Raw genomic sequence first — 19,593 nt, 5'->3', positions numbered from 1 at the left:
GTCAGCGCGGGTCGACCCGCTCGGCCAGCCCCGGGTAACGCACCACGAAGCCGTCCGGGTCGACCTCCAGGTCGGCGGTGAACGTGCCGCTCGCGTACCGGACCCGGCCCGGACCCAGCGAGGTGTAGACCTGCTCGGCGGGCACCACGGCCAGGCCGGGCAGCAGCACCCACGCCACATTCACGGCCGTGGCCGGGTCGGCGGGCAGCCGCCCCAGCCCGATCCGGCGGATCGGCAGCGTGTTCGTCAACGGGGAACCGCCCAGATCCACGTCGAGCGCCTCGGCCAGCCGACCCGGGTCGTCGGTACCAGGCAGGCCCGCCGGTGGGTGGCCCGCCGCGCTCAGCGCCGCGTCCAGGTCACCCTCCTCGCCGGTACGCACGCGCCACCCGTCCCGGCCCCGCTCCAGGCGTACGCTCCGCGACCAGCCCGCGCCCTCGGACTCGACCTCCAGCCGGTTCGTCGACCAGTCCGGCCCGACAGTCAGGCGGTACCGGCACGTGTACGGGATCGGATCCACGGCGAGCGCCACACCCTGCGCGGTCAGCCCCTGACCGTCGTCGAGCACGACGTGCTCGGAGCCGGCGGTGTCGGTCCGGGCCCAGAAGAGCGACTTCGGCATGGACCGGACGTTACGCGACCCGGCCGTCGGCGGCAGCGGATGCGCGAACGCCGCCGCCGAGCGGGTGCTCGGCGGCGGCGGTGGGTGCGCTCAGATCAGTGGGTACGTGCCGGCGGGCGCCCGCCGAAGCCGCGCCTGTCGTCCCGGCCCCGCCCCTCGGCCCGGAAGCCGCCGGCCCGGCGCTCGGCCGGACGCGCGTCGCCCCGGTCACCGAAACGCCGCTCGGCGTGCGGGCGGTCGTCCTGGCGCCGGTCGCCGAAGCCGCGCGAGCCGCTCGGCCGGTCGTCGTACCGCCGCTCGTCGCGGTCGTACCCGCGTCCGGTCGCCGGCCGCTGCCGGTCCCCGTACGGCTGCTCGGACCGCTCGCCGAAGCGCCGGTCGTCACCGCGCTGGCCGCGGTCGTCGGACCGCTGCTCGCCGAAGCTCCGGCCGTCGGACCGCCGGTCGCCGAAGCTCCGGTCGTCGCGACGCTCCGGCCGTCCGAAGCGGCGCTCGCCGCCGGACCGCTCGCCCGAGTAGCGCTCGCCCGCCGGCCGGTCGCCGAACCGGCGGTCACCACCGCGGTCCGCGAACCGGTCGCTCGACCGCTCGCCCGCGGGCCGGTCGCCGAAGCGGCGCTCGCCACGACCGTCACGGTCGCCGAACCGGCGCTCACCACGGTCGGAGAAGTCGCGTCCACCACGGTCGGAGAAGCCCCGCCCGCCACGGTCGAAGCCCCGGCCGTCGCGGTCGCCGAAGCGGCGCGAGCCGCCGCCGCGTCGCGGCTCCGGCTCGTCCCGCACCGGTACGCCGCTGGGCTCGCGTGCGCCGGTCAGCTCGGCCAGCGCCTCGTCGCCCGCCCGGACCCGGGTCTCGGCCGGCTCGACGCCCGCCTTCTCCATCATGGCCAGGGTGGTGCGGCGCTGCTTGGGCAGCACGAGCGTCGCCACCGCGCCCGACTCGCCGGCCCGGGCCGTGCGGCCGGCCCGGTGCAGGTAGTCCTTGGGGTCCTTCGGCGGGTCCACGTGCAGCACCAGCGAGACGCCGTCGACGTGGATGCCGCGGGCCGCCACGTCGGTCGCGACCAGCACGGGCGTGCGGCCCTCGCGGAACTCGGCGAGCGTCTTGGTACGCATGCGCTGCGTCTTGCCGCCGTGCAGCCCACCGGCCCGCACACCGACGGCCGCGAGCTGCTCGACCAGCCGGTCCACGCCGAGCTGCGTACGGGCGAACAGCATGGTGCGGCCCTCACGGGCGGCGATGGACGCGGCGACGGCGAACTTGTCGTGCGGCGGGATCAGCAGCAGGTGGTGATCCATGGTGGACACGGCGGCGGTGGCCGGCGCGGTCGAGTGGGTGACCGGGTCGGTCATGAACCGCTTGACGAGCGTGTCGACGTCGTTGTCCAGAGTGGCCGAGAACAGCAGTCGCTGCGCGTCCGCCGGAGTCTTCGCCAGCAGCTGGGTGACCTCGGGCAGGAAGCCCATGTCCGCCATCTGGTCGGCCTCGTCCAGCACGGTGATCTCGACGTCGTCGAGGCGGCACACGCCGCGCTCGATCAGGTCGCCGAGCCGTCCCGGGGTGGCCACGACGATCTCCACGCCGCGGCGCAGCGCGTCGATCTGCCGGTCGTACGGCACACCGCCGACGGCGGTCTTCAGGAACACGCCGACCGCCTTGCCGAGCGGCATGAGCGCGTCGTTGACCTGCATGGCCAGTTCACGGGTGGGGACCAGGACCAGGGCGCGCGGGTGCAGCGGCCGGGCCCGGTTGCGGTCGGCGAGCCGGGCGATCACCGGCAGGCCGAAGGCGAGCGTCTTGCCCGAGCCGGTCTGGCCCCGGCCGAGGACGTCGCGACCCGCGAGCGAGTCGGGCAGCGTGGCCCGCTGGATCTCGAACGGGGTGGTGATGCCCTGCCGGGCGAGCACCTCGACGACCTGCCGGGGCAGGCCGAGCGAGGCGAAGTCGACGGTGTCGGGCGTCGGGTCGACGGACGGGGACGTGCTGGATTCAGCGAACGTGGTCAAGAAATACCTCTCGAGCGGGGCGCATCTTCGCGATGGCCCGCCGCGGCCTGTCACGCCGCCGAATCGCCCGCAAGATCGCCCATGGGCGCGCAGTCGGGGCGCGCCGGGTCAGTGATCGGAGACAAGTGTACGGCGCATCGCCGACTCCGCCACGGCAACGCGAAGCCGTAGTGGGCGGGCTCACCCCTGTCACTCGATGAGCATGGTCCCGGTCAGGCTGCTCAATGCGTCGTTGGCCAGGAAGACCACGAGCAGGCTGATCGCGATGAGCATGGTCAGCGCGACGGCCAGCACGATGATCACCTTGGTGTTGCCGCCCCGGGCCGCCGGGCTCTCCTCGGACCAGCCCTGGGCCAGGATGTGCCCGGTCAGCGATCCGGAGTTCTCCAGAGGGTTGCCCTGCGGGAACGACACGGTGGCGAACCCGGGCCCGTCGGTCCCGCCGTACGCGGTGCCGGCGAGATCCGGGCCGGCGGGCTGGGGGCGTACCGGACGGGTCGTGTCGACGTCGCGGGCGGGCGTGGCCGGCGGCGGCCAGGTCGGCAGCGCCGGGGCCGGCACCACTGGCGGCGGCGGTGCCGACACGGGTGCGGCGGCCCACGACGGCAGCGCACCGTCCGGCGTGCCGGGCGTGGCCGGCGGGCCCGGCACGGCGGCCCGCGCGGGCGGGAACGACGGGCCGGGCGCCGGGGCGGGGAACAGCGGCGCGGGCAGTGGGCCCGGCCCGCCGGTCATCGCCGGTGGCGGCGGGAACGGCGGCGCGGGCATCGGACCCGGCGGGGGCGGGGGCGGGGGTACGGGCGGACCCGGCGGCGGTACCGGCGGCCCGGGGATCGGTGGCACCGGTCCGGGCGTCGGCGTCGGCGGGGCGGGTGCGGGCGGCGTGGGCAGGGGTGGCGTGGGCCGGAGCGGTGGTTCCGGCTCGGGTACCGGCGGCGCGGGCGACGGTGGCGTCGGACCGGGCACAGGGGTCGGCGCCGGCTCGGGCTCGGGGCCGTTCGGCGCCGGGGGCTGCGCGGGCTCCGGCGGCTGGACCGGCTCCGGCGGTTCCGGGTTCACCGGACCGGCCCGGTAGACGGTGGCGGCGGCGGGCGGCGCGGCCACCACGGAGGCGGCGACCTCCTCGGCGGAGACACGGCGCAGGCCGGGTACCGATGCGCTGGCCCGCGCGGGTGCGGATCCGGCCTGCTCAGCGGGTGTGGAAGAGCCGGTGAGCGGGGCCGGGCGGCCGGCTGCGGAGGCCGGCGCCGCGTTCGGCGGAGACTCGGCCGAACCGGCTGCCGAGGACGGGGAGTCGTCCTGCGGCCCGACGGCGGTCCCGTCCGCCTGCTCGGCCGGTGCGGTGTCGCGGTCCGGTGCGGCGTCGGCCGGTGCTGCCGCGTCCGCGGTTGCGACGGGCGGCGTGGGCACGCGTGCGGAACCGGAGACGCGGGGTGCCGGGATGGCGGCCGGAGCACTGCCGGGCGTACCCGGGGAGGCGTCGCCGTCGGCCTCCGCGGCGGCGGGCTGGGACGTCGCCTGGCGTTCGCCCACGGCGAAGGCGGACCAACTGGACGGCGGCACGGTGGCGCCGGGGAGGCGCCGGTCCAGCGGCGGTGGGGTGTCCGCCGGGGTGGCCGCCCGGTACGTGGTTGGACCGGCCTGCGGCAGCGGCTGCTCGTCACCGGCGGGCGGCGGCACGGCCGAGCCCGCGACCGACACCCGCGCCCGCGCGACGGCTACCGGCCCGGGTGGGGCCGAACCGTGGTCGTCGTCGCCGGCCGGGTCGGCGGGGTCGGGCGTCGGTCCCGGGTGGACCTTCTCCGCCGGAACGTCCTGCTCGCCCATCTCGCCCCTCCGCACCCACGCTCGCCTCCGGCCGTGGCGCCGACCGGAAGTGCCTGGATCTCACCGTGCCACATTCCGGCCCGGGAGCACAGCCGGAGCGGCGGTTGGGTCAGTCGGTGCTGCTGCTCGGGCTGGCGGAGCCGCTGCCGGACGTGCTGCTCGACGGCGCGGCGCTGCTGCTGCTCGGCGCGGCGCTGCTGGTCTCCGGCTCGGCGCTCGCGCTCTGGCTCGGCGTCGGGTCGGGCGAGTCCGTCGGGCTCGGCGGCGGCGTGCTCGGCGCCGGGCTGGACGTCGTCGGCTTCGGCGTCGGCGTGGTGGGCTTCGGCGTGGTCGGCGTCGGCTTGGGCGTGGTCGACGGCTTGGGCGTGGTGGGCGTCGGCTTGGGCGTGGTCGACGGCTTCGGCGTGGCCGGCACGGTCGGCGGCGGGACCGGGGTGGCCGGGGCGGGTACGGCGCCGATCACCCGGGTCGCGGCGTAGAGCCGGGACCAGCGGACCACCGAGATCTTGACGACGTCGCCGGTCCGCGGCGCCTCCACCATCTTGCCGTTGCCGATGTACATGGCGACGTGGTGGACGCTGGTCCAGCTGCTGCTGGAGGCGAAGAACAGCAGGTCGCCGGGGAGCAGGGCGTTCGGCGAGACGGTGCGGGAACGGGTCGCGAAGTACTGGTCCTTGGCGACGCGGGGCAGGCCCCGGTAGCCGGCCGCCTGGTAGGAGGCGAGCATCAGGCCGGAGCAGTCGAACCGGTCCGGGCCCTCGGCGGCCCACAGGTAGGGGTCACCGAGCTGGGCGAGGGCGTAGCGCACGGCGGCGAGCGCCCGCGGGTCCGCCACCAGGCCGTCGATGCTCTGATCGACCACGTACGAGGTGCCGAGCCGCTGCTCGGCGGCGTCCGCCAGGCGCTCGATCTCCAGGAGCTTGGCCGCGTTCTCCTTGCGCAGCGCGACGAGCGCGGTTTCCTGCTTGCGCAGGTCGGCCTCGGCGCGGGTGAACGCGGTGGTCTGCTCGGTGGCCCGGCGCTGGGCCGACTCGTGTGCCTTCCGGGCGGCCTCTTCGGCGCTGGTGGCCCGGAGGAGTTCGCCGGTCACCGACGTGGTGGCGCCCTCGGCCTTGTCGCCGCGGGTGATGCGCTGGAGGTTGGCGAAGTCGCGCAGGCTGGCGCCGAACTCACCGGGCGGCAGCGCCGCGTCGGCCTTCACGGCGTCGGCGGCGGCGCTCTTGGCGTTGTCCTGGGCGCGGGTGAGCGCGTCCTGGGCCTCCTTGAGCCGGGCGGCGGACTGGGTCAGCTCGGTCTGTGCGGCGTCCCGCTCGGTCTTGATCCGGAGCAGTTCCTCGCCGAGGAGGGTGACCCGGGCGTCGAGCTGGTTGATCTGGGCGATCAGCGGGCCGTCGGCCGGGTTGGTCACGCCGGTGGTGCCCGGCAGGCCCGCAGTGCCGCCCGGGGTGGTGACGCCGGGCAGGCCCGGGACGGTGCCGGGGAGGCCGGGAACGGCGCCCGGTACGCCGGGAACGGTGCCGGGTACGCCGCGGACGGTGCCGGACGAGCCGGGCAGTTGCAGGGGGCCGGTGACCTGGGGCCGGGAGCCGGTGTCGGGTACGACGTCGGGCAGCGGGTCGGCCCAGGCGGGTGTGGCGAGCGCCGCGGCCGCGACCGCCCCCAGAAGGGCGGACCAGAGCGCCGGGCGCAGGATCGGTGAGATCACTGGCTGCCGTCCTCGTCGCCGTCGGGCCTTGGTGCTGTGAGCCATACCGCTCCCCGTCCGGTCTGGGGTCCGTCACGCGTGAATGGGGCGTGTCGGGACAGGACGGCCCTGGTGTGTGTTCCGCCCCACCCTGTCTTACCTCACGGTTGCGACGATGTCGATGTGCGGAGCGTGACGGCCGGTGAACCGGCGCGACCACGTCGGCGGCCGGTCGGACCCGCGACGTACGCTCGATCGGGAACCCAGGTGGAAGGACGTGGCTTTCGGATGGACGCCGGACTCAAGCGCGAACTCGAGGCGAAGGTGTACGCGGGGGAGCGGCTGACCCGCGAGGACGGCATCGCCCTCTACGCCAGCGACGACCTGACCTGGCTGGGCCGGCTGGCCCACCACAGGCGTACCGAGCTCAACGGCGACCGGGTGATGTTCAACGTCAACCGGCACCTGAACCTGACGAACGTCTGCTCCGCGTCGTGCGCGTACTGCTCGTTCCAGCGCAAGCCGGGCGAGAAGGACGCCTACACGATGCGCATCGACGAGGCCGTCCGCAAGGCCAAGGAGATGGAGGACGAGCAGCTCACCGAGCTGCACATCGTCAACGGCCTGCACCCGACGCTGCCCTGGCGCTACTACCCGAAGGTGCTGCGCGAGCTGAAGGCCGCGCTGCCGAAGGTCAACCTCAAGGCGTTCACCGCCACCGAGGTGCAGTGGTTCGAGAAGATCAGCGGGCTCACCGCCGACGCGATCCTCGACGAGCTGATGGACGCCGGCCTGGAGTCGCTCACCGGCGGTGGCGCGGAGATCTTCGACTGGGAGGTCCGGCAGCACATCGTCGACCACAACTGCCACTGGGAGGACTGGTCGCGCATTCACCGGCTGGCCCACTCGAAGGGCATGAAGACGCCGTCGACCATGCTCTACGGCCACATCGAGGAGCCCCGGCACCGGGTCGACCACGTGCTGCGGCTGCGTGAGCTGCAGGACGAGACCGGCGGTTTCCAGGTCTTCATCCCGCTGCGCTACCAGCACGACTTCGTCGACTCGGCGGACGGCAAGATCCGCAACCGGATCCAGGCCCGGACCACGATGGCCTCGCCGGCCGAGTCGCTCAAGACGTTCGCGGTCTCCCGGCTGCTGTTCGACAACGTGCCGCACGTCAAGTGCTTCTGGGTCATGCACGGGCTGTCGGTCGCGCAGCTCTCGCTGAACTTCGGCGTCGACGACCTGGACGGCTCGGTGGTCGAATACAAGATCACCCATGACGCCGACTCGTACGGCACGCCGAACACCATGCACCGCGACGACCTGCTGCACATGATCTGGGACGCCGGCTTCCGTCCGGTCGAGCGGAACACCCGCTACGAGATCGTCCGCGAGTACGACGGGCCGCCGTCGCTGGCGGAGCGCCGGTCCGAGCCGCAGCAGGTCTGGGCCTGACCTGGCGATGAGCGACGAGGAACAGCAGCGCGGCTTCCCCCGGCGCGACGCCGAAGGCCGCATCCTCACCCTCGGTGACCTGCTCGGGGTGAGCCTGGCCGGCCTGGTCATCGGGGTGCTGGCGCTGCTGGTCTTCGAGTTCGCGTTCGCCACGGTCGGCGACAGCGGCTTCGGGGGTACGAACGGCTGGCTCGCGGTGATCCTGCCGCTCTGGTTGTTCTGGGACGAGTTCCGGGCCTGGGAGTTCGGCGCCGCCCGGGTGGTGGCCGCGCTGGCCGGTCTCGGGCTCGGCATCGTCGCCGGTCTGCTGGCCGCGGGCCTGGCCTCCGGGCTGCCCGCGCTGTTCACCGGCGCGTTGGCTGCGGCGGTGTTCACCGTGGTCTACGCCGTCATCTGGTTTCATGGCGTGCACTGGCTGGCCCGGCGTACGGGCTGAGGCACGGAGAGAGTGGGAATGCGGGAATGAGCGCGGCGGTCAAGTACACGCTGGGCCGGGTCGGGCTGTTCGTCGCCGTGCTGGCAGCCCTCTGGTTCGTCGAGATGAACATGTTCCTGCGGCTGATGGTGGCGCTGATCTCCTCCGCCGCGCTGTCGTTCTTCCTGCTGCGCAACTGGCGGGACGAGATGGCCGGCGAGATGGCGGAGGCGTCGGAGCGGCGGCGCGCGGAGAAGGACCGGCTGCGCACCGCGCTCGCCGGTGAGGACGAGCCGGGCGCCGAGCCGGACGCCGAACGCCGCGACGGCTGAGCGGACGAACGAGGGGCCCGGCGCCGGACACGGCACCGGGCCCTTCACCGGTCAGCCGAACCGTTCACCGGCCGGCCGGGCCGTTCACCAGTTGGTCGAGCCCGGGACGACCGGCCACGGCCGGTTGGCCGGCTTGATCAGGTACGCGATGCCGCCGGAGCCGGAGGCCACCGTGCCGTTGGCCCGGTAGCGCTTGGTACGCAGCCAGATCTGCTCGAACTGCTCCCGCTTGTAGACGTTGCGGACCGCGTCGTTCGACGAGGACGCCGGGTCGTTGACGATCACGTCGCCGTCGGCGGTGAAGCCGACGATCACGAACAGGTGCCCGGAGGTGCCGTAGTTGGCCCCGTCCAGCTCGCTGGCGAGGAACGACTGCGAGGTCACCACCGGGATGCCCGCCTTGATGAACCGTTCCGCCTCGTCGAGCGAGTGCAGCCGGGTGACCCGCGCCTCCAGGCCGGGGAAGCTCGACGCGTACGCGGTGTTGAACGGCCAGTTGCCGGCACCCTCGTACTCGTAGTCGTAGGTCATCCGGGCGGCGTGGTCGACGGTCGGGTCGGGGTAGGAGGGGTCGACCCACGAGGTGTCCTCGGCCGAGGGCTTGCGGCCCCAGTACTCGACCACCATCTCCGTCGAGGTGGGCGAGCACCACGCCTCGCCGCCGCCGTCGTACTCGGGGTACTCGCCGATGTGGATGTTCTGCGAGTAGCGCGGCACGGCCAGCTCGGTGCCCCAGGCGATGCCGCCCCGGCTCGGGGTGACGGTGAACCGGTCCGGCACGTTCGACGCCATCGCGCCGACCATCCGGACCTGCGGCGCGGCGGCCTGGCCGGGCGCGCGGTAGAGCGTCAGCCGCAACTGGTACGAGCGCAGCAGCACCCCCGCGTCGGCGTCGTCGACCGAGAACGTGTCGGTCCAGATGCTCGACCACGGGTCGCCCTGGCCGTCCAGCGTGGAGCGCTTGATGTCCTGGTCGCCGGAGGCCCAGCGGCCCATGACGTACCACGGGGTCTGTGCCCCGGTGTTGTACGTGCCGTGCAGCTCGACCTGGATCCAGGTGCCGGCCGGGGTGGCGGCGTTCCACGACGCGACCATCTCGGTGGCGTCGAAGCCGATCCGCCGCTCGGGCGAGGTCCAGGTGGCGTACTCCCAGGTGCGGGTCGTGCCGGTGTGCTCGTCGGTGAACTCGGTGGTGCCCGCCGGGCGGCCGATGGTCAGCGCCGGGTGGCGCCCCGGTACGGCGCGGGTGCCCTGGTGGGAGCCGCTACGCCAGTCGGGGAAGCGGGAGAACTCCTGAAAGGTGATCTGTTCGTCGTGCGTGACGCCCGGTCGCGGGGCTTGTGCCTGGACCGGTGCGCTGGTGGCGAGGAGGGTGAGCGCGGTGAGGCCGGCGAGGGCGGCCGCGCGCATGGGTCGTCCGAACATGGCAGCTCCACAGGGAGACGGCATCGTTGCCGTTCACTGTCGCGCTTGGCGGGAAGTTTCGCCAGATGTTCAGGCGGAGAAAATCATTGCCGAAGTGACGATCAGGTCGGGATGACCCAAGGCAAAGACAGATATTGATATGACCATGTGTCTCCTGGTGGAGTGTGCGGACAACGGGATCTCCCGTACCCCCAGGAGGTTGTCCATGGCCTTCCGCTCCTCTCCGCTCCGCCGCCGGCTGGCGCTCGCCGCCGTCATCGGCCTGACCATCGTCACCGCGGCCGCCGCGCCCGCCGTCGCCCGGCCCGCACCGGAAGGCTCCGGTGAGCCGGCCACCATCGCCTACCGGGTGCTCGGCCCGCGTACGGCGGCCGACCGCACCGCGGTCGCCTCCACCGGTGCCGCGATCGACTACTCCGAGCACGGCGTGCTGCACGTCACGGCGACCAAGGCCGAGGCGAACGCGATCACCCGGCTCGGATTCCGGCTCGAGAAGGACGTCGTGCCGGAGCACAACCACGCCGACGGGGGCATGACCGCCAACGCGTTCCCGCCCGCCGACTCGAACTACCACGACTACGCCGAGCTGACCGCCGTGGTGAACAAGGTGGTCGCCGACCACCCGACCATCGCCCGCAAGCTGAGCATCGGCACGTCGTACCAGGGCCGGGACCTGATGGCGGTGAAGATCTCCGACAACGTCGCCACCGACGAGGCCGAGCCGGAGATCCTGTTCAACGCCCAGCAGCACGCCCGTGAGCACCTGACCGTCGAGATGGCGATCTACCTGCTCAACCTCTTCACCGACAACTACGGCAGCGACTCCCGGATCAGCAGCATCGTCAACTCCCGGGAGATCTGGATCGTCCCCACAGTCAACCCGGACGGCAGCGAGTACGACATCGCCACCGGCTCCTACCGCTCCTGGCGCAAGAACCGGCAGCCCAACAGCGGTTCGACAGCCATCGGCACCGACCTGAACCGCAACTGGGCCTACCAGTGGGGCTGCTGCGGCGGCTCGTCCGGCACGAAGTCGTCGGACACCTACCGGGGCCCGTCCGCCTTCTCCGCCCCGGAGACCGCGGCGCTGCGCAACTTCGTCAACAGCCGGGTCGTCGGCGGGGTGCAGCAGATCAAGGCGAACATCGACTTCCACACCTACTCGCAGCTGGTGCTCTGGCCGTACGGATACACGTACAGCAACACCGCCACCGGGATGAACACCGACCAGTACAACACCTTCGCCACCATCGGGCGGCAGATGGCGGCGACGAACAACTACACCCCGGAACAGTCGAGCGACCTCTACATCGCCGACGGCACCAGCATCGACTGGATGTGGGGCGCCCACAAGATCTGGGCGTACACCTTCGAGATGTACCCCGGCTCGGCCTCCGGCGGCGGCTTCTACCCGCCGGACGAGGTGATCCCGGCGCAGACCTCACGCAACCGGGAGGCCGTGCTGATCCTGTCCGAGTACGCCGACTGCCCGTACCGGGCGATCGGCAAGCAGAGCCAGTACTGCTGACCTCACCACCGGGCGGGAACCCCGGTTCCACCCCCGCCGGGGTTCCCGCCCACCCCGCCCGTCCGGACGATCTCCGCTGGTCGTGCGCTACGGTGGCACCGACCGTGCCACAGCGAAGCCGGTGTGAAACCGGCGCTGTCCCGCAACTGTGATGCCCCGTACGCGCGGCGCCGGCCTTCCGCCGGCGCCGACGGACGTGGGACGAGCCAGGTCGCCTGAGGCCCGGTCGCGACACGCGCTCTCGAGGAAGGGCGCCTCGCGGACGGGCCTTTCCCCCTGTCGGCGAAGCACCACACTCCTCGACCGACAGGAGGCCCCATGTCCCGACGTACCCCCCGGCTCTTCGCCACCGCCCTCGCGGCCGGCGTGCTGCTCCTCGGCGGCTGCGCCGAGAAGACCTCGACCGACACCCCCGCCGCCGGCGGCTCCGGCGGCGCGTTCCCGGCCACAGTCGGCAAGCTGACGCTGGAGAAGCGGCCCGAGAAGATCGTCTCGCTCTCGCCGACGTCCACCGAGATGCTGTTCGCCATCGGCGCAGGCAAGCAGGTCACCGCCGTCGACGACCAGTCGAACTACCCGGCCGAGGCGCCCCGCACCGACCTGTCCGGCTACCAGCCGAACGCCGAGGCGGTCGCCTCCCGCAACCCCGACCTCGTGGTGATCTCGGACAACCTCAACAAGATCGCCGACCAGCTCGTCGCGCTGAAGATCCCGGTCCTGCAGATCCCCGCCGCGGCCACGCTCGACGACACGTACCGGCAGCTCACCGACCTGGGTACGCTCACCGGCCACCGGTCCGAGGCGGACGCCGTGGTGCAGAAGATGAAGGACGACATCACCGCGCTGACCAAGGACCTGCCGAAGCGTACGGAGAAGCCGACCTACTACCACGAGCTGGGCCCGGAGCTGTACAGCGCGACCAGCAAGACCTTCATCGGCACCATCTACGCGCTCGCCGGCCTGGAGAACATCGCCGACGCGTCCGACGCCGACGGGAAGAACGGCGGCTACCCGCAGCTCTCCCAGGAGGTCATCGTCAAGGCGAACCCCGACTTCGTCTTCCTCTCCGACACCAAGTGCTGCAAGCAGAGCGCCGACACGGTGAAGGCGCGCAGCGGTTGGTCCGGCATCACCGCCGTGAAGAACAACCAGATCGTGGAGCTGGACGACGACATCGCCTCGCGCTGGGGCCCGCGCGTGGTCGAACTGCTCAAGGTGATCGTCGACGCCACCGCCAAGGTCCCGGCCTGACCGTGGCCCTACGACAGGCGGAATCCGCCCCGAACCCGGCCGGGACGCCCGACGCGCCCCGGCCGGGTGCCCGGCTGCTGTCCCGGCCGGGGCGGCGTGGGGCGCGCGGCGCGGCCGGTGCCCCGATCCGGCCCGCCGGGCTGCGCAAGCGCTGGCTGTTCGCCGGTGTCGTGGCGGTGCTCGTCGCGCTGGTCGCGGGCGTCTCGCTCGGCCCGGTCAGCCTGCCGCCCGGCAGCGTCGCGGCCGAACTGCTCAACCTGCTGCCCGGGGTGCACCTGGACAGCGGGCTCACCGAGCGGGAAGTCGCGATCATCACCGAGCTGCGGCTGCCCCGGGTCGTGCTCGGCCTGCTCGTCGGCGCGCTCCTCGCCCTGGCCGGCGGCTGCTACCAGGGCGTCTTCCGCAACCCGCTGGCCGACCCGTACCTGCTCGGCGTGGCGGCCGGAGCCGGATTCGCGGTCACCGCGGCGATCGTGCTCGGCGCCGGTGCGGGCGGGGCGCTGACCGGGCTGCCGATCACCATTCCGCTGGCCGCGTTCGTCGGGTCGCTCGGCGCGGTCGTGCTGACGTACCTGCTCGGCGCCGCCGGTGGCCGGGACCGGTCCCCGGCCACGCTGATCCTGGCCGGGGTGGCGGTGTCGGCGTTCTTCGCCGCCGGGCAGACGTACCTGCTGCAACAGCACTCCGACAACATCCAGCAGGTCTACTCCTGGCTGCTCGGACGGCTGGCCACCGCCGGCTGGCACGACGTGTGGCTGGTCCTGCCGTACTTCGTGCTCACCTCCGTGGTGGTGCTGCTGCACCGGCGTGAACTGGACGTGCTCTCCGTCGGCGACGACGAGGCCGCCGGACTCGGCCTGCACCCGCAGCGCTCCCGCTACCTGCTGATCGCCGCCGCGTCGCTCGGCACCGCCGCCGCCGTGTCCGCGTCCGGGCTGATCGGCTTCGTCGGCATCATCGTGCCGCACACCATGCGGCTGCTCGCCGGTTCCAGCCACCGGGTGATCCTGCCGCTGTCGATGCTGTTCGGCGGCGCGTTCCTCGCCCTGACCGACGTGGTCGCCCGGACCGCCGCCGCACCCGCCGAGATCCCGATCGGCGTGGTCACCGCGCTGCTCGGCGGCCCGTTCTTCGTACTGGTCCTGCGTACCGCCCGCCGGGTGGCGATGTGAACGCCCCCGCGGTGCGCGTCCACGACCTGCGCGTCGCCCTCGGCGGCACGCCGGTCCTGGCCGGCGTCGACCTCACAGTCACGGCGGGCGAGTGGGTCACAGTGATCGGACCCAACGGCGCCGGCAAGTCGACGCTGTTGCGCGCCGTCGGCGGCCTGCTCACCGGCCCGGGCGAGGTGGCCCTCTTCGGTACGCCGATCGGCGCGCTCCGCCGCCGCGACCGTGCCCGGATCGTGGCCACGGTGGCGCAGTCCCCGGTCGTGCCGATCGGCATGTCGGTGTTCGACTACGCGCTGCTCGGGCGCACCCCGTACATCCCGCCGCTGGGCCGCGAGTCCGCCGCCGACCTGGCCGCCGTGCACGAGGTGCTGGACCGGCTCGACCTGGGTCCGTTCGCCCACCGCGAGCTGGCCACCCTCTCCGGCGGCGAGCGGCAGCGCGTCTTCCTGGCCCGGGCGCTGGCCCAGGGCGCCACCCTGCTGCTGCTCGACGAGCCGACGAGCGCGCTGGACATCGGGCACCAGCAGGAGGTGCTGGAACTCGTCGACCAGCTCCGCCGCGCACACGGGCTCACAGTGCTCGCCACCATGCACGACCTCTCCATCGCCGGCGAGTACGCCGACCGCCTGGTCCTGCTCGCCGACGGCCGGGTGGCTGCCGTTGGGCCGCCCGAGGAGGTGCTCACCGAGGAGTTGCTGGCCCGCCACTACCGCGCCCACATCCGCGTCATCCCCGGCGACCACGGCCCCTTGGTGGTCCCCGTCCGCCCCACCTGACCCCCACCCCACCCTCCCGCGCCGTTGATCTTGCACTTCAGGCCCCGGCAAAAGGTGTGTATGCCGCATCGCGAGGGCCGTAACTGCAAGATCGACAGCAGTACCGGGCGGGCGCGGGCGGGACGGGGGCGGTGCGGGCGCGGGGGTGGGTCAGCGCAGGGTGGAGACGGAGAAGAGGGCGCCGTCGGGGTCGCGCAGGGCGGCGCTGCGTCCGGCCGGGTTGTCGCGCGGCGGGACGAGGATGGTGCCGCCCAGCTCGGCGGCCCGGGCGGCGGTGGCGTCGGCGTCCTCCACCGCGAAGTACACCGCCCAGTACGCGGGCAGGTCCGTCGGCATCGGCTCGGCCCGGGGCAGCATCCCGGCGACGATCCGGGCGCCGCAGCGCCACCCGGTGTACGCGACCGGTCCGGCCGGGCGCTCCTCCGGATGCCAGCCGAAGACCAGCGCGTAGAACTCCTTCGCACCCTCCGGGTCGGGCGTGACCAGCTCGTTCCAGCACATCGCGCCCGGCGCGTTGTACAGCTCGGCCCCGCGCATCGCCATCGGCTGCCACACGCTGAACACCGCGCCGGCCGGGTCGGCGAGCACCGCCATGCGGCCCTGCTGCGCGACGTCGAACGGGGATACGACCACCTGCCCGCCGGCCGCCTCCACCCGGGTCGCGACCAGGTCGGCGTCGTCGGTCGCCACGTACGTGGACCAGACCGGCACCTGGTCCGGCGTACCGGGTGGCCCGGCCCCGGCGACCGCCTTGCCGTCCTTGCGGAAGACGGTGTAGCCGCCGGCTTCCGGTTCGGGGGAGATCTCTCCGGTCCAGCCGAACAGCTCGGGGTAGAACCGTCGGGCGTCGTCCAGACCGGGCGTGGCCAGGTCCGTCCAGCAGGGCGTGCCGGGCTCGACGCCGTTCACGGTGACCCCTCTCGCCGGGGGCGGCCCGCTCGCCCGCCCTGTCGGCATCGTGGCACCGCCGGGTCGGCCACCGGGCCGGAACCGGACAAAAGGTCAGCTGAAGCGGCGTCCCTCGTCCCGCCGGTACGCCCACCCGGCGAGCGCGGCGAGCACCAGCACCCAGACCACGAGCATCACCAGCGCCCGGGTGTCCGGCCGGAAGTCGGTGACCGCCGCCCAGATCAGTTCCACGGCGCCCCGGGTTGGCAGGTAGGGCGCGATCGCCTTGATGAAGCCGGGCGCGTCGTCCGGCCCGGAGAGCAGGCCACCGCCGAACGCGAGCGGGAAGAAGATCACCTGCGCCACCACGATCGCGGCCTTGCTCGGCAGCGAGTAGCCGATCGCCAGGCCGAGCAGCGTGAACGGCACCGAGACCACGGCGACCGCGCCCAGGCCGAGCAGGAACTGCACCGCGCTGACCCGGGCGTCGGTGGCGACCGCCGCGATCACCACCACCGGGATCATCGAGACGTAGGTCAGGACCACCCCGGCCAGGATCCGCCCGGCCAGCCGCGGCGCCGGTCCGGTCGGCAGGGTCCGGGTGTACGGGTTCCAGGGCTGGTCGCGGTCCTCGGAGACGCCTACGCCGTACTGGAAGATGTTGGCGGTCATCACCGCGAAGGTCACCATGGCGGCGGTGGCGTAGGTGGCGCCGACCGGGTCGTCGCCGGCGAACGGCACCACGAAGAAGAGCATTGAGGCGGCGGGGAAGAACGCGCTGCCCACCACCGCCACCGGCACCCGGATGATCTCCAACAGGTGGTAGCGGGCGTGGATCAGGGCGAGCGGCACGGCGGTCTCCTAGGCAGGGGTGGGCGCGGGCCGGTCGTCGGCCGTGATGGCGAGGAACGCCTCCTCCAGCGAGGTGGGCCGGACCTCCAGATCGTGGAACGGCACCCCGGAGGTGACCAGGTCGCGGACGAGCTGGTCGGCGTCGGTGGTGAGCAGGTGCACCCGCCCGTCGGCGCGTTCGGTGGTGACCACGCCCGGCAGAGCCGGCAGGTCGTCGGCGACCAGGCTGACCCGGCGTACGCCGACGATCCCGCGGATCGCCGCCACCGAGTCGTCGGCGAGCACCCGCCCGTGGCCGATCACCACCACCCGCTGCGCGAGCGCCTCCACCTCCTCCAGGTAGTGGCTGCTCAGCAGCACGGTGCCACCGTCGGCGTGGAAGCCGCGGATCGCGTCCCAGAGCGCGTGCCGCGCCTCCACGTCGAGGCCGGTGGTCGGCTCGTCGAGCACCACCAGCCGGGGACGGCCGACGAACGCCAGCGCCACGGCGAGCCGGCGACGCTGCCCGCCGGAGAGGCCGCCGGTCTGCCGGCGGACCTGGTCGGCGAGGCCGAACCGGTCGAGCAGCTCGCCCCGCGGCACCGGGTCGGGGAAGTGCGCGGAGACGAAGTCGACCACCTCGCCGACCCGCAGCGTGCCGGGCAGGCCGGTCTCCTGCGGGGTGACCCCGAGCTGCCGCCGGCTCGCCGGGTCGCGCGGGTCGCCGCCGCACAGCTCGACCCGGCCGGCGGTGGGGCGGCGCAGCCCGACCAGCAGGTTGATCAGCGTGCTCTTGCCGGCGCCGTTCGGCCCGAGCAGGCCGACCAGCTCGCCGGCCCGGACGGTCAGGTCGACCCGGTCCAGCGCCAGCACGTCGCCGTAGCGGCGGCTGACCTGTTCGGCCTGGGCCAGGATCATCGGCGATCTCCTCGGGCGGAAGGGCTGTGCCTCCCCTGTCTACCGTGCGCCCGCCAGCCGCGCTGTCCCCTGACCGGGTGCTCGCATCCCCTAGTCTGGTGGCGCCGTCGACGACGGTGGAAGTTCCGACCGGACACTGGGGAGGGTCCGTGACCAGTCCGAGCAGGAATCTCGACGTCCAGCCGGAGGCGCTGAGGTCGTTCGCCGCCGCCTCCCGGGACCGGGCCGGCCGGTTCCGTGAGCTGGAGCGGGCGTTCCGAGACGGCCACGTGGCCCGGCACTCCTTCGGCGTGATGCCCGCGTCGTTCAGCCTCGCCGCCGCGTACGAGCAGCAGTTCGAGGCGTGCCTGGAAGGGCTGGCGGACGGCGCCGAGGTGATGGCCGACATCGCCGAAGGGCTCGACGACACCGCAGAGGCCTACACCGGCACGGATGTGGCGAACACCGACATGTTCAAGCCGGGCGTCTGAGGGGGCGGGATGAGCACCGAGGCGCTGCAGCGCAACAAGACCTACTTCGAGCAGATCGTGTCGGGCACGCCCGACCCGTTCAAGCCGCTGTCGAACGCGGTGCTGTGGCCGTTCGAGCAGCTCCTGGAACTGGTCGCCGGTGAGCCGGACGATCTGATGCGGGCGGCCCAGCTCGCGCTGACCACCGGGGAGGCGGTCCGGCGGATCGCCGGGGACCAGGTCGCCGACCGGGCCCGGCTGCGCGGAGCCTGGGACGGCGACGCGGCGGACAAGTTCCACGCCTCGATGGAGTCGGTCGAGGAGGCGATCGAGGAGCTGGCGAAAGGCCTGGACGGCACCAAGGAGGTGCTGGTCGATGCGGCGAACGCCGCTGTGGACGCCTTCAACCTGCTGGTCGAGCTGATTCTGGAGTTCCTGCTCTGGTTCCTGACCGAGGTCATCATCGCCGCCGTGGCGGCCGTGTTGAGCGCCGGTGTGACACTGGCGGCCACTGTGGTGCGCGTGCTGGCCCGGCTGGCCACCACCGTCGGCCGCATGGTCAAGATCGTGGCCCGGTTCGCGGAGATCCTCACCAAGCTGGTCACCAAGCTGGAGAAGGTCGCCGAGCTTCTCATGCGCTACCGCCGGGTGGTGCTGGAGCTGCGGCAGGCCAAGAAGGCGTACCGGGCGTGGAACAAGTCCGGCTACACCAGGGAGGCGTTCGCGTTCAAGATCAAACGCGCTGCGATCCTCTTCCCCGGCAAGTTCGCCATCAATCAGGCGTCCCCGGTGAACATCCCGGGCATCGGTGGTGCCCTGCTCGACACCGGGATGGGCCTGCACGACGTCTCCGACGGGCGCAAGGACCGCAATTACCTGGTGGACGGCACGTACCGCGAGGATCTCGGCCCGTACACCAACGGCGTGCAGAACGTGTTCGACTCGATCGTGAACTGAGAGGCAGCAATGACGTTCCCGGCCCTGGACCGGATCGAGGCGCTGGCCCGCAACCTGGACGGGTGGCAGCGCGAACTCGGCGCGCGGATGGCCGAGCTGGAGCAGAGCAGCGCCGAGGGGGTGAGCGACTCCGGCCTGGTCACTGTCGTGGCCGCGGCCGACGGCAAGATCCTCTCCACCGACATCAACGCGCGGGCCATGCGCTTCGACTCGTATACGCTCGCCGAGGAGATCACCTCGGCGGCGAACCGGGCGCAGGAGGCCGCCGCCGCCCGCGTACGCGAGATCGTCGGCGAGGTGATGGGCAACGCGCCGGGTGCGGAGCGCCCCGCCGACGACGGCTACGGCCACGACCGATACTGAGCCGATGGACGAGACCAGATACCGCGACCGGATCGGCATGCTCGTCGAGCCGGGCGAGCGTGTCCTGGCCCACGCCAAGGCCGACGTCGGCCAGGGGCTCGCTCCGGCGCCGCCGCTCGAGCCGGAGTCCACTGCCGAGCCGAGCCGGCGGACGATCGGCTCGGTGCTGCTCAACGTGCTGCTGCCACTGGCCACCTGGGACCGCGGCGACCGCCTGGTCGACGCGATCGGCTGGGGGATCGCCGGACGCGGCGCCCCCGGCACCGCCGCCTCCCGCCTACATCGCGCGCTCCGCCCGCCCCGGCCCGACCTCCAGGTCCGGGAGACGCTGCTCGCGGTCACCGAGCGGCGTTTGCTGGTCTGCCGCACCGGCGGGGTCAAGCTGCTCGCCGGGCGCGAGGCCGAGGAACGCGCTCTGACCGAGACCGCCGTGGCGTGGTCGGCCGCGCGCGGCGAGATCGCCTCCGCGCGGGTGGGCTGGCACCGGCTCAACCCGAAGCGGCTGCGGATCGACTTCACCGACGGCTCCTGGTTGTCGTTCACCGTGCCGATCGCCGAGTCCGGCCGTCCGCTGCGCGAGGTCGCCGCCGCGCTGTCCGCCTGACCGGACCCACTCGCCGCGACGGCGGCCGGGCCGTCCAGGACCGCGGTCGGCCGGCCACGTCCGGGCGGCCGGGCCGTCCACGTCCGC

General features: G+C 73.1%; 18 protein-coding genes, 1 pseudogene and 1 riboswitch. Of the genes and pseudogenes, 11 read left to right on the top strand and 8 right to left on the bottom strand.

What is annotated here, in order from left to right:
- Window position 1: 1 nt before the first annotated feature.
- The 4 genes from FHX31_RS28370 to FHX31_RS28355 all read right to left on the bottom strand — a co-directional run bounded on the left by FHX31_RS28370 (window position 2) and on the right by FHX31_RS28355 (window position 6,205).
- Window positions 2–622, bottom strand: coding sequence for a putative glycolipid-binding domain-containing protein (locus tag FHX31_RS28370; RefSeq protein ID WP_184977480.1), 621 nt, complete (start codon window positions 620–622; stop codon window positions 2–4).
- A gap of 95 nt (window positions 623–717) precedes the next feature.
- A complete protein-coding gene (locus FHX31_RS28365; protein ID WP_184977479.1) occupies window positions 718–2,628 on the bottom strand; it encodes a DEAD/DEAH box helicase in 1,911 nt (636 codons plus the stop codon).
- A gap of 189 nt (window positions 2,629–2,817) precedes the next feature.
- Window positions 2,818–4,455 (bottom strand): hypothetical protein, encoded by a 1,638-nt coding sequence (locus FHX31_RS28360; protein ID WP_184977478.1) that lies wholly within the window; start codon window positions 4,453–4,455, stop codon window positions 2,818–2,820.
- A 109-nt stretch (window positions 4,456–4,564) separates the two neighbouring features.
- Complete coding sequence (locus FHX31_RS28355; protein WP_047894513.1) at window positions 4,565–6,205, bottom strand: C40 family peptidase; 1,641 nt, start codon at window positions 6,203–6,205, stop codon at window positions 4,565–4,567.
- Window positions 6,206–6,427: 222 nt separating this feature from the next.
- Here FHX31_RS28355 and mqnE point away from each other — a divergent pair, with 222 nt between their 5' ends.
- Genes mqnE through FHX31_RS28340 form a run of 3 tightly spaced genes read left to right on the top strand, consistent with a single transcriptional unit; the run spans window position 6,428 to window position 8,344 of the window.
- The gene (mqnE, locus tag FHX31_RS28350) at window positions 6,428–7,597 is read left to right on the top strand and encodes an aminofutalosine synthase MqnE (protein WP_013283566.1); all 1,170 of its coding nucleotides are present in this window, start codon (window positions 6,428–6,430) and stop codon (window positions 7,595–7,597) included.
- A 7-nt stretch (window positions 7,598–7,604) separates the two neighbouring features.
- Complete coding sequence (locus FHX31_RS28345; RefSeq protein ID WP_030273557.1) at window positions 7,605–8,033, top strand: hypothetical protein; 429 nt, start codon at window positions 7,605–7,607, stop codon at window positions 8,031–8,033.
- Between the two features lie 26 nt (window positions 8,034–8,059).
- Window positions 8,060–8,344 carry a DUF4229 domain-containing protein gene (locus FHX31_RS28340; protein ID WP_145822958.1) on the top strand — a complete coding sequence of 95 codons (285 nt, stop codon included), beginning with the start codon at window positions 8,060–8,062 and terminating at the stop codon, window positions 8,342–8,344.
- Between the two features lie 84 nt (window positions 8,345–8,428).
- Here the strand turns inward: FHX31_RS28340 and FHX31_RS28335 are convergent, their stop codons facing one another.
- The gene (locus tag FHX31_RS28335) at window positions 8,429–9,769 is read right to left on the bottom strand and encodes a C39 family peptidase (protein WP_145822959.1); all 1,341 of its coding nucleotides are present in this window, start codon (window positions 9,767–9,769) and stop codon (window positions 8,429–8,431) included.
- A 205-nt stretch (window positions 9,770–9,974) separates the two neighbouring features.
- On the opposite strand from FHX31_RS28335, the pseudogene FHX31_RS28330 reads away from it, so the two are divergent.
- From FHX31_RS28330 to FHX31_RS28315, 4 genes and pseudogenes are all read left to right on the top strand, one after another.
- Window positions 9,975–11,294: pseudogene (locus tag FHX31_RS28330) on the top strand (M14 family metallopeptidase); the annotation flags it as partial.
- 120 nt (window positions 11,295–11,414) lie between these two features.
- Window positions 11,415–11,508, top strand: a riboswitch (cobalamin riboswitch).
- 107 nt (window positions 11,509–11,615) lie between these two features.
- A complete protein-coding gene (locus FHX31_RS28325) occupies window positions 11,616–12,548 on the top strand; it encodes an ABC transporter substrate-binding protein (RefSeq protein ID WP_013473539.1) in 933 nt (310 codons plus the stop codon).
- 77 nt (window positions 12,549–12,625) lie between these two features.
- Window positions 12,626–13,720: a FecCD family ABC transporter permease gene (locus FHX31_RS28320; protein ID WP_369752213.1), complete on the top strand. Its 1,095-nt coding sequence runs from the start codon at window positions 12,626–12,628 to the stop codon at window positions 13,718–13,720.
- Entirely contained in the window at window positions 13,717–14,496 is a 780-nt protein-coding gene (locus tag FHX31_RS28315; RefSeq protein WP_184977476.1) for an ABC transporter ATP-binding protein, read from the top strand. The genes FHX31_RS28320 and FHX31_RS28315 overlap by 4 nt, the downstream gene beginning before the upstream one ends.
- 150 nt (window positions 14,497–14,646) lie before the next feature.
- On the opposite strand, the gene FHX31_RS28310 is transcribed toward FHX31_RS28315, so the two are convergent.
- The 3 genes from FHX31_RS28310 to FHX31_RS28300 are packed head-to-tail and all read right to left on the bottom strand — an operon-like array spanning window position 14,647 to window position 17,133.
- Entirely contained in the window at window positions 14,647–15,453 is an 807-nt protein-coding gene (locus FHX31_RS28310) for a VOC family protein (protein WP_221488161.1), read from the bottom strand.
- A gap of 45 nt (window positions 15,454–15,498) precedes the next feature.
- Window positions 15,499–16,236: an ABC transporter permease gene (locus FHX31_RS28305; RefSeq protein ID WP_013283575.1), complete on the bottom strand. Its 738-nt coding sequence runs from the start codon at window positions 16,234–16,236 to the stop codon at window positions 15,499–15,501.
- A gap of 9 nt (window positions 16,237–16,245) precedes the next feature.
- Entirely contained in the window at window positions 16,246–17,133 is an 888-nt protein-coding gene (locus FHX31_RS28300; RefSeq protein WP_013283576.1) for an ABC transporter ATP-binding protein, read from the bottom strand.
- 149 nt (window positions 17,134–17,282) lie between these two features.
- Between FHX31_RS28300 and FHX31_RS28295 the strand changes: the two genes are divergently transcribed.
- Genes FHX31_RS28295 through FHX31_RS28280 form a run of 4 tightly spaced genes read left to right on the top strand, consistent with a single transcriptional unit; the run spans window position 17,283 to window position 19,506 of the window.
- A complete protein-coding gene (locus FHX31_RS28295) occupies window positions 17,283–17,603 on the top strand; it encodes a type VII secretion target (protein WP_013283577.1) in 321 nt (106 codons plus the stop codon).
- Between the two features lie 9 nt (window positions 17,604–17,612).
- Window positions 17,613–18,539 carry a WXG100 family type VII secretion target gene (locus FHX31_RS28290; protein ID WP_013283578.1) on the top strand — a complete coding sequence of 309 codons (927 nt, stop codon included), beginning with the start codon at window positions 17,613–17,615 and terminating at the stop codon, window positions 18,537–18,539.
- Between the two features lie 9 nt (window positions 18,540–18,548).
- Window positions 18,549–18,902, top strand: coding sequence for a YbaB/EbfC family nucleoid-associated protein (locus FHX31_RS28285; protein WP_013283579.1), 354 nt, complete (start codon window positions 18,549–18,551; stop codon window positions 18,900–18,902).
- Between the two features lie 4 nt (window positions 18,903–18,906).
- Window positions 18,907–19,506 carry a hypothetical protein gene (locus FHX31_RS28280; protein WP_184977475.1) on the top strand — a complete coding sequence of 200 codons (600 nt, stop codon included), beginning with the start codon at window positions 18,907–18,909 and terminating at the stop codon, window positions 19,504–19,506.
- Window positions 19,507–19,593: the final 87 nt, after the last annotated feature.

It is taken from the genome of Micromonospora sp. CNZ286 (assembly GCF_014207755.1).
This window is presented reverse-complemented; position numbering and strand designations above follow the sequence as displayed.

Coding starts and splice junctions, on each gene's coding strand:
- FHX31_RS28355 (WP_047894513.1), bottom strand. CDS start 6,205: ATGGCTCACAGCACCAAGGCCCGACGGCGACGAGGACGGCAGCCAGTG.
- FHX31_RS28360 (WP_184977478.1), bottom strand. CDS start 4,455: ATGGGCGAGCAGGACGTTCCGGCGGAGAAGGTCCACCCGGGACCGACG.
- FHX31_RS28325 (WP_013473539.1), top strand. CDS start 11,616: ATGTCCCGACGTACCCCCCGGCTCTTCGCCACCGCCCTCGCGGCCGGC.
- FHX31_RS28280 (WP_184977475.1), top strand. CDS start 18,907: ATGGACGAGACCAGATACCGCGACCGGATCGGCATGCTCGTCGAGCCG.
- mqnE (WP_013283566.1), top strand. CDS start 6,428: ATGGACGCCGGACTCAAGCGCGAACTCGAGGCGAAGGTGTACGCGGGG.
- FHX31_RS28335 (WP_145822959.1), bottom strand. CDS start 9,769: ATGTTCGGACGACCCATGCGCGCGGCCGCCCTCGCCGGCCTCACCGCG.
- FHX31_RS28345 (WP_030273557.1), top strand. CDS start 7,605: ATGAGCGACGAGGAACAGCAGCGCGGCTTCCCCCGGCGCGACGCCGAA.
- FHX31_RS28340 (WP_145822958.1), top strand. CDS start 8,060: ATGAGCGCGGCGGTCAAGTACACGCTGGGCCGGGTCGGGCTGTTCGTC.
- FHX31_RS28285 (WP_013283579.1), top strand. CDS start 18,549: ATGACGTTCCCGGCCCTGGACCGGATCGAGGCGCTGGCCCGCAACCTG.
- FHX31_RS28300 (WP_013283576.1), bottom strand. CDS start 17,133: ATGATCCTGGCCCAGGCCGAACAGGTCAGCCGCCGCTACGGCGACGTG.
- FHX31_RS28370 (WP_184977480.1), bottom strand. CDS start 622: ATGCCGAAGTCGCTCTTCTGGGCCCGGACCGACACCGCCGGCTCCGAG.
- FHX31_RS28290 (WP_013283578.1), top strand. CDS start 17,613: ATGAGCACCGAGGCGCTGCAGCGCAACAAGACCTACTTCGAGCAGATC.
- FHX31_RS28310 (WP_221488161.1), bottom strand. CDS start 15,453: ATGCCGACAGGGCGGGCGAGCGGGCCGCCCCCGGCGAGAGGGGTCACC.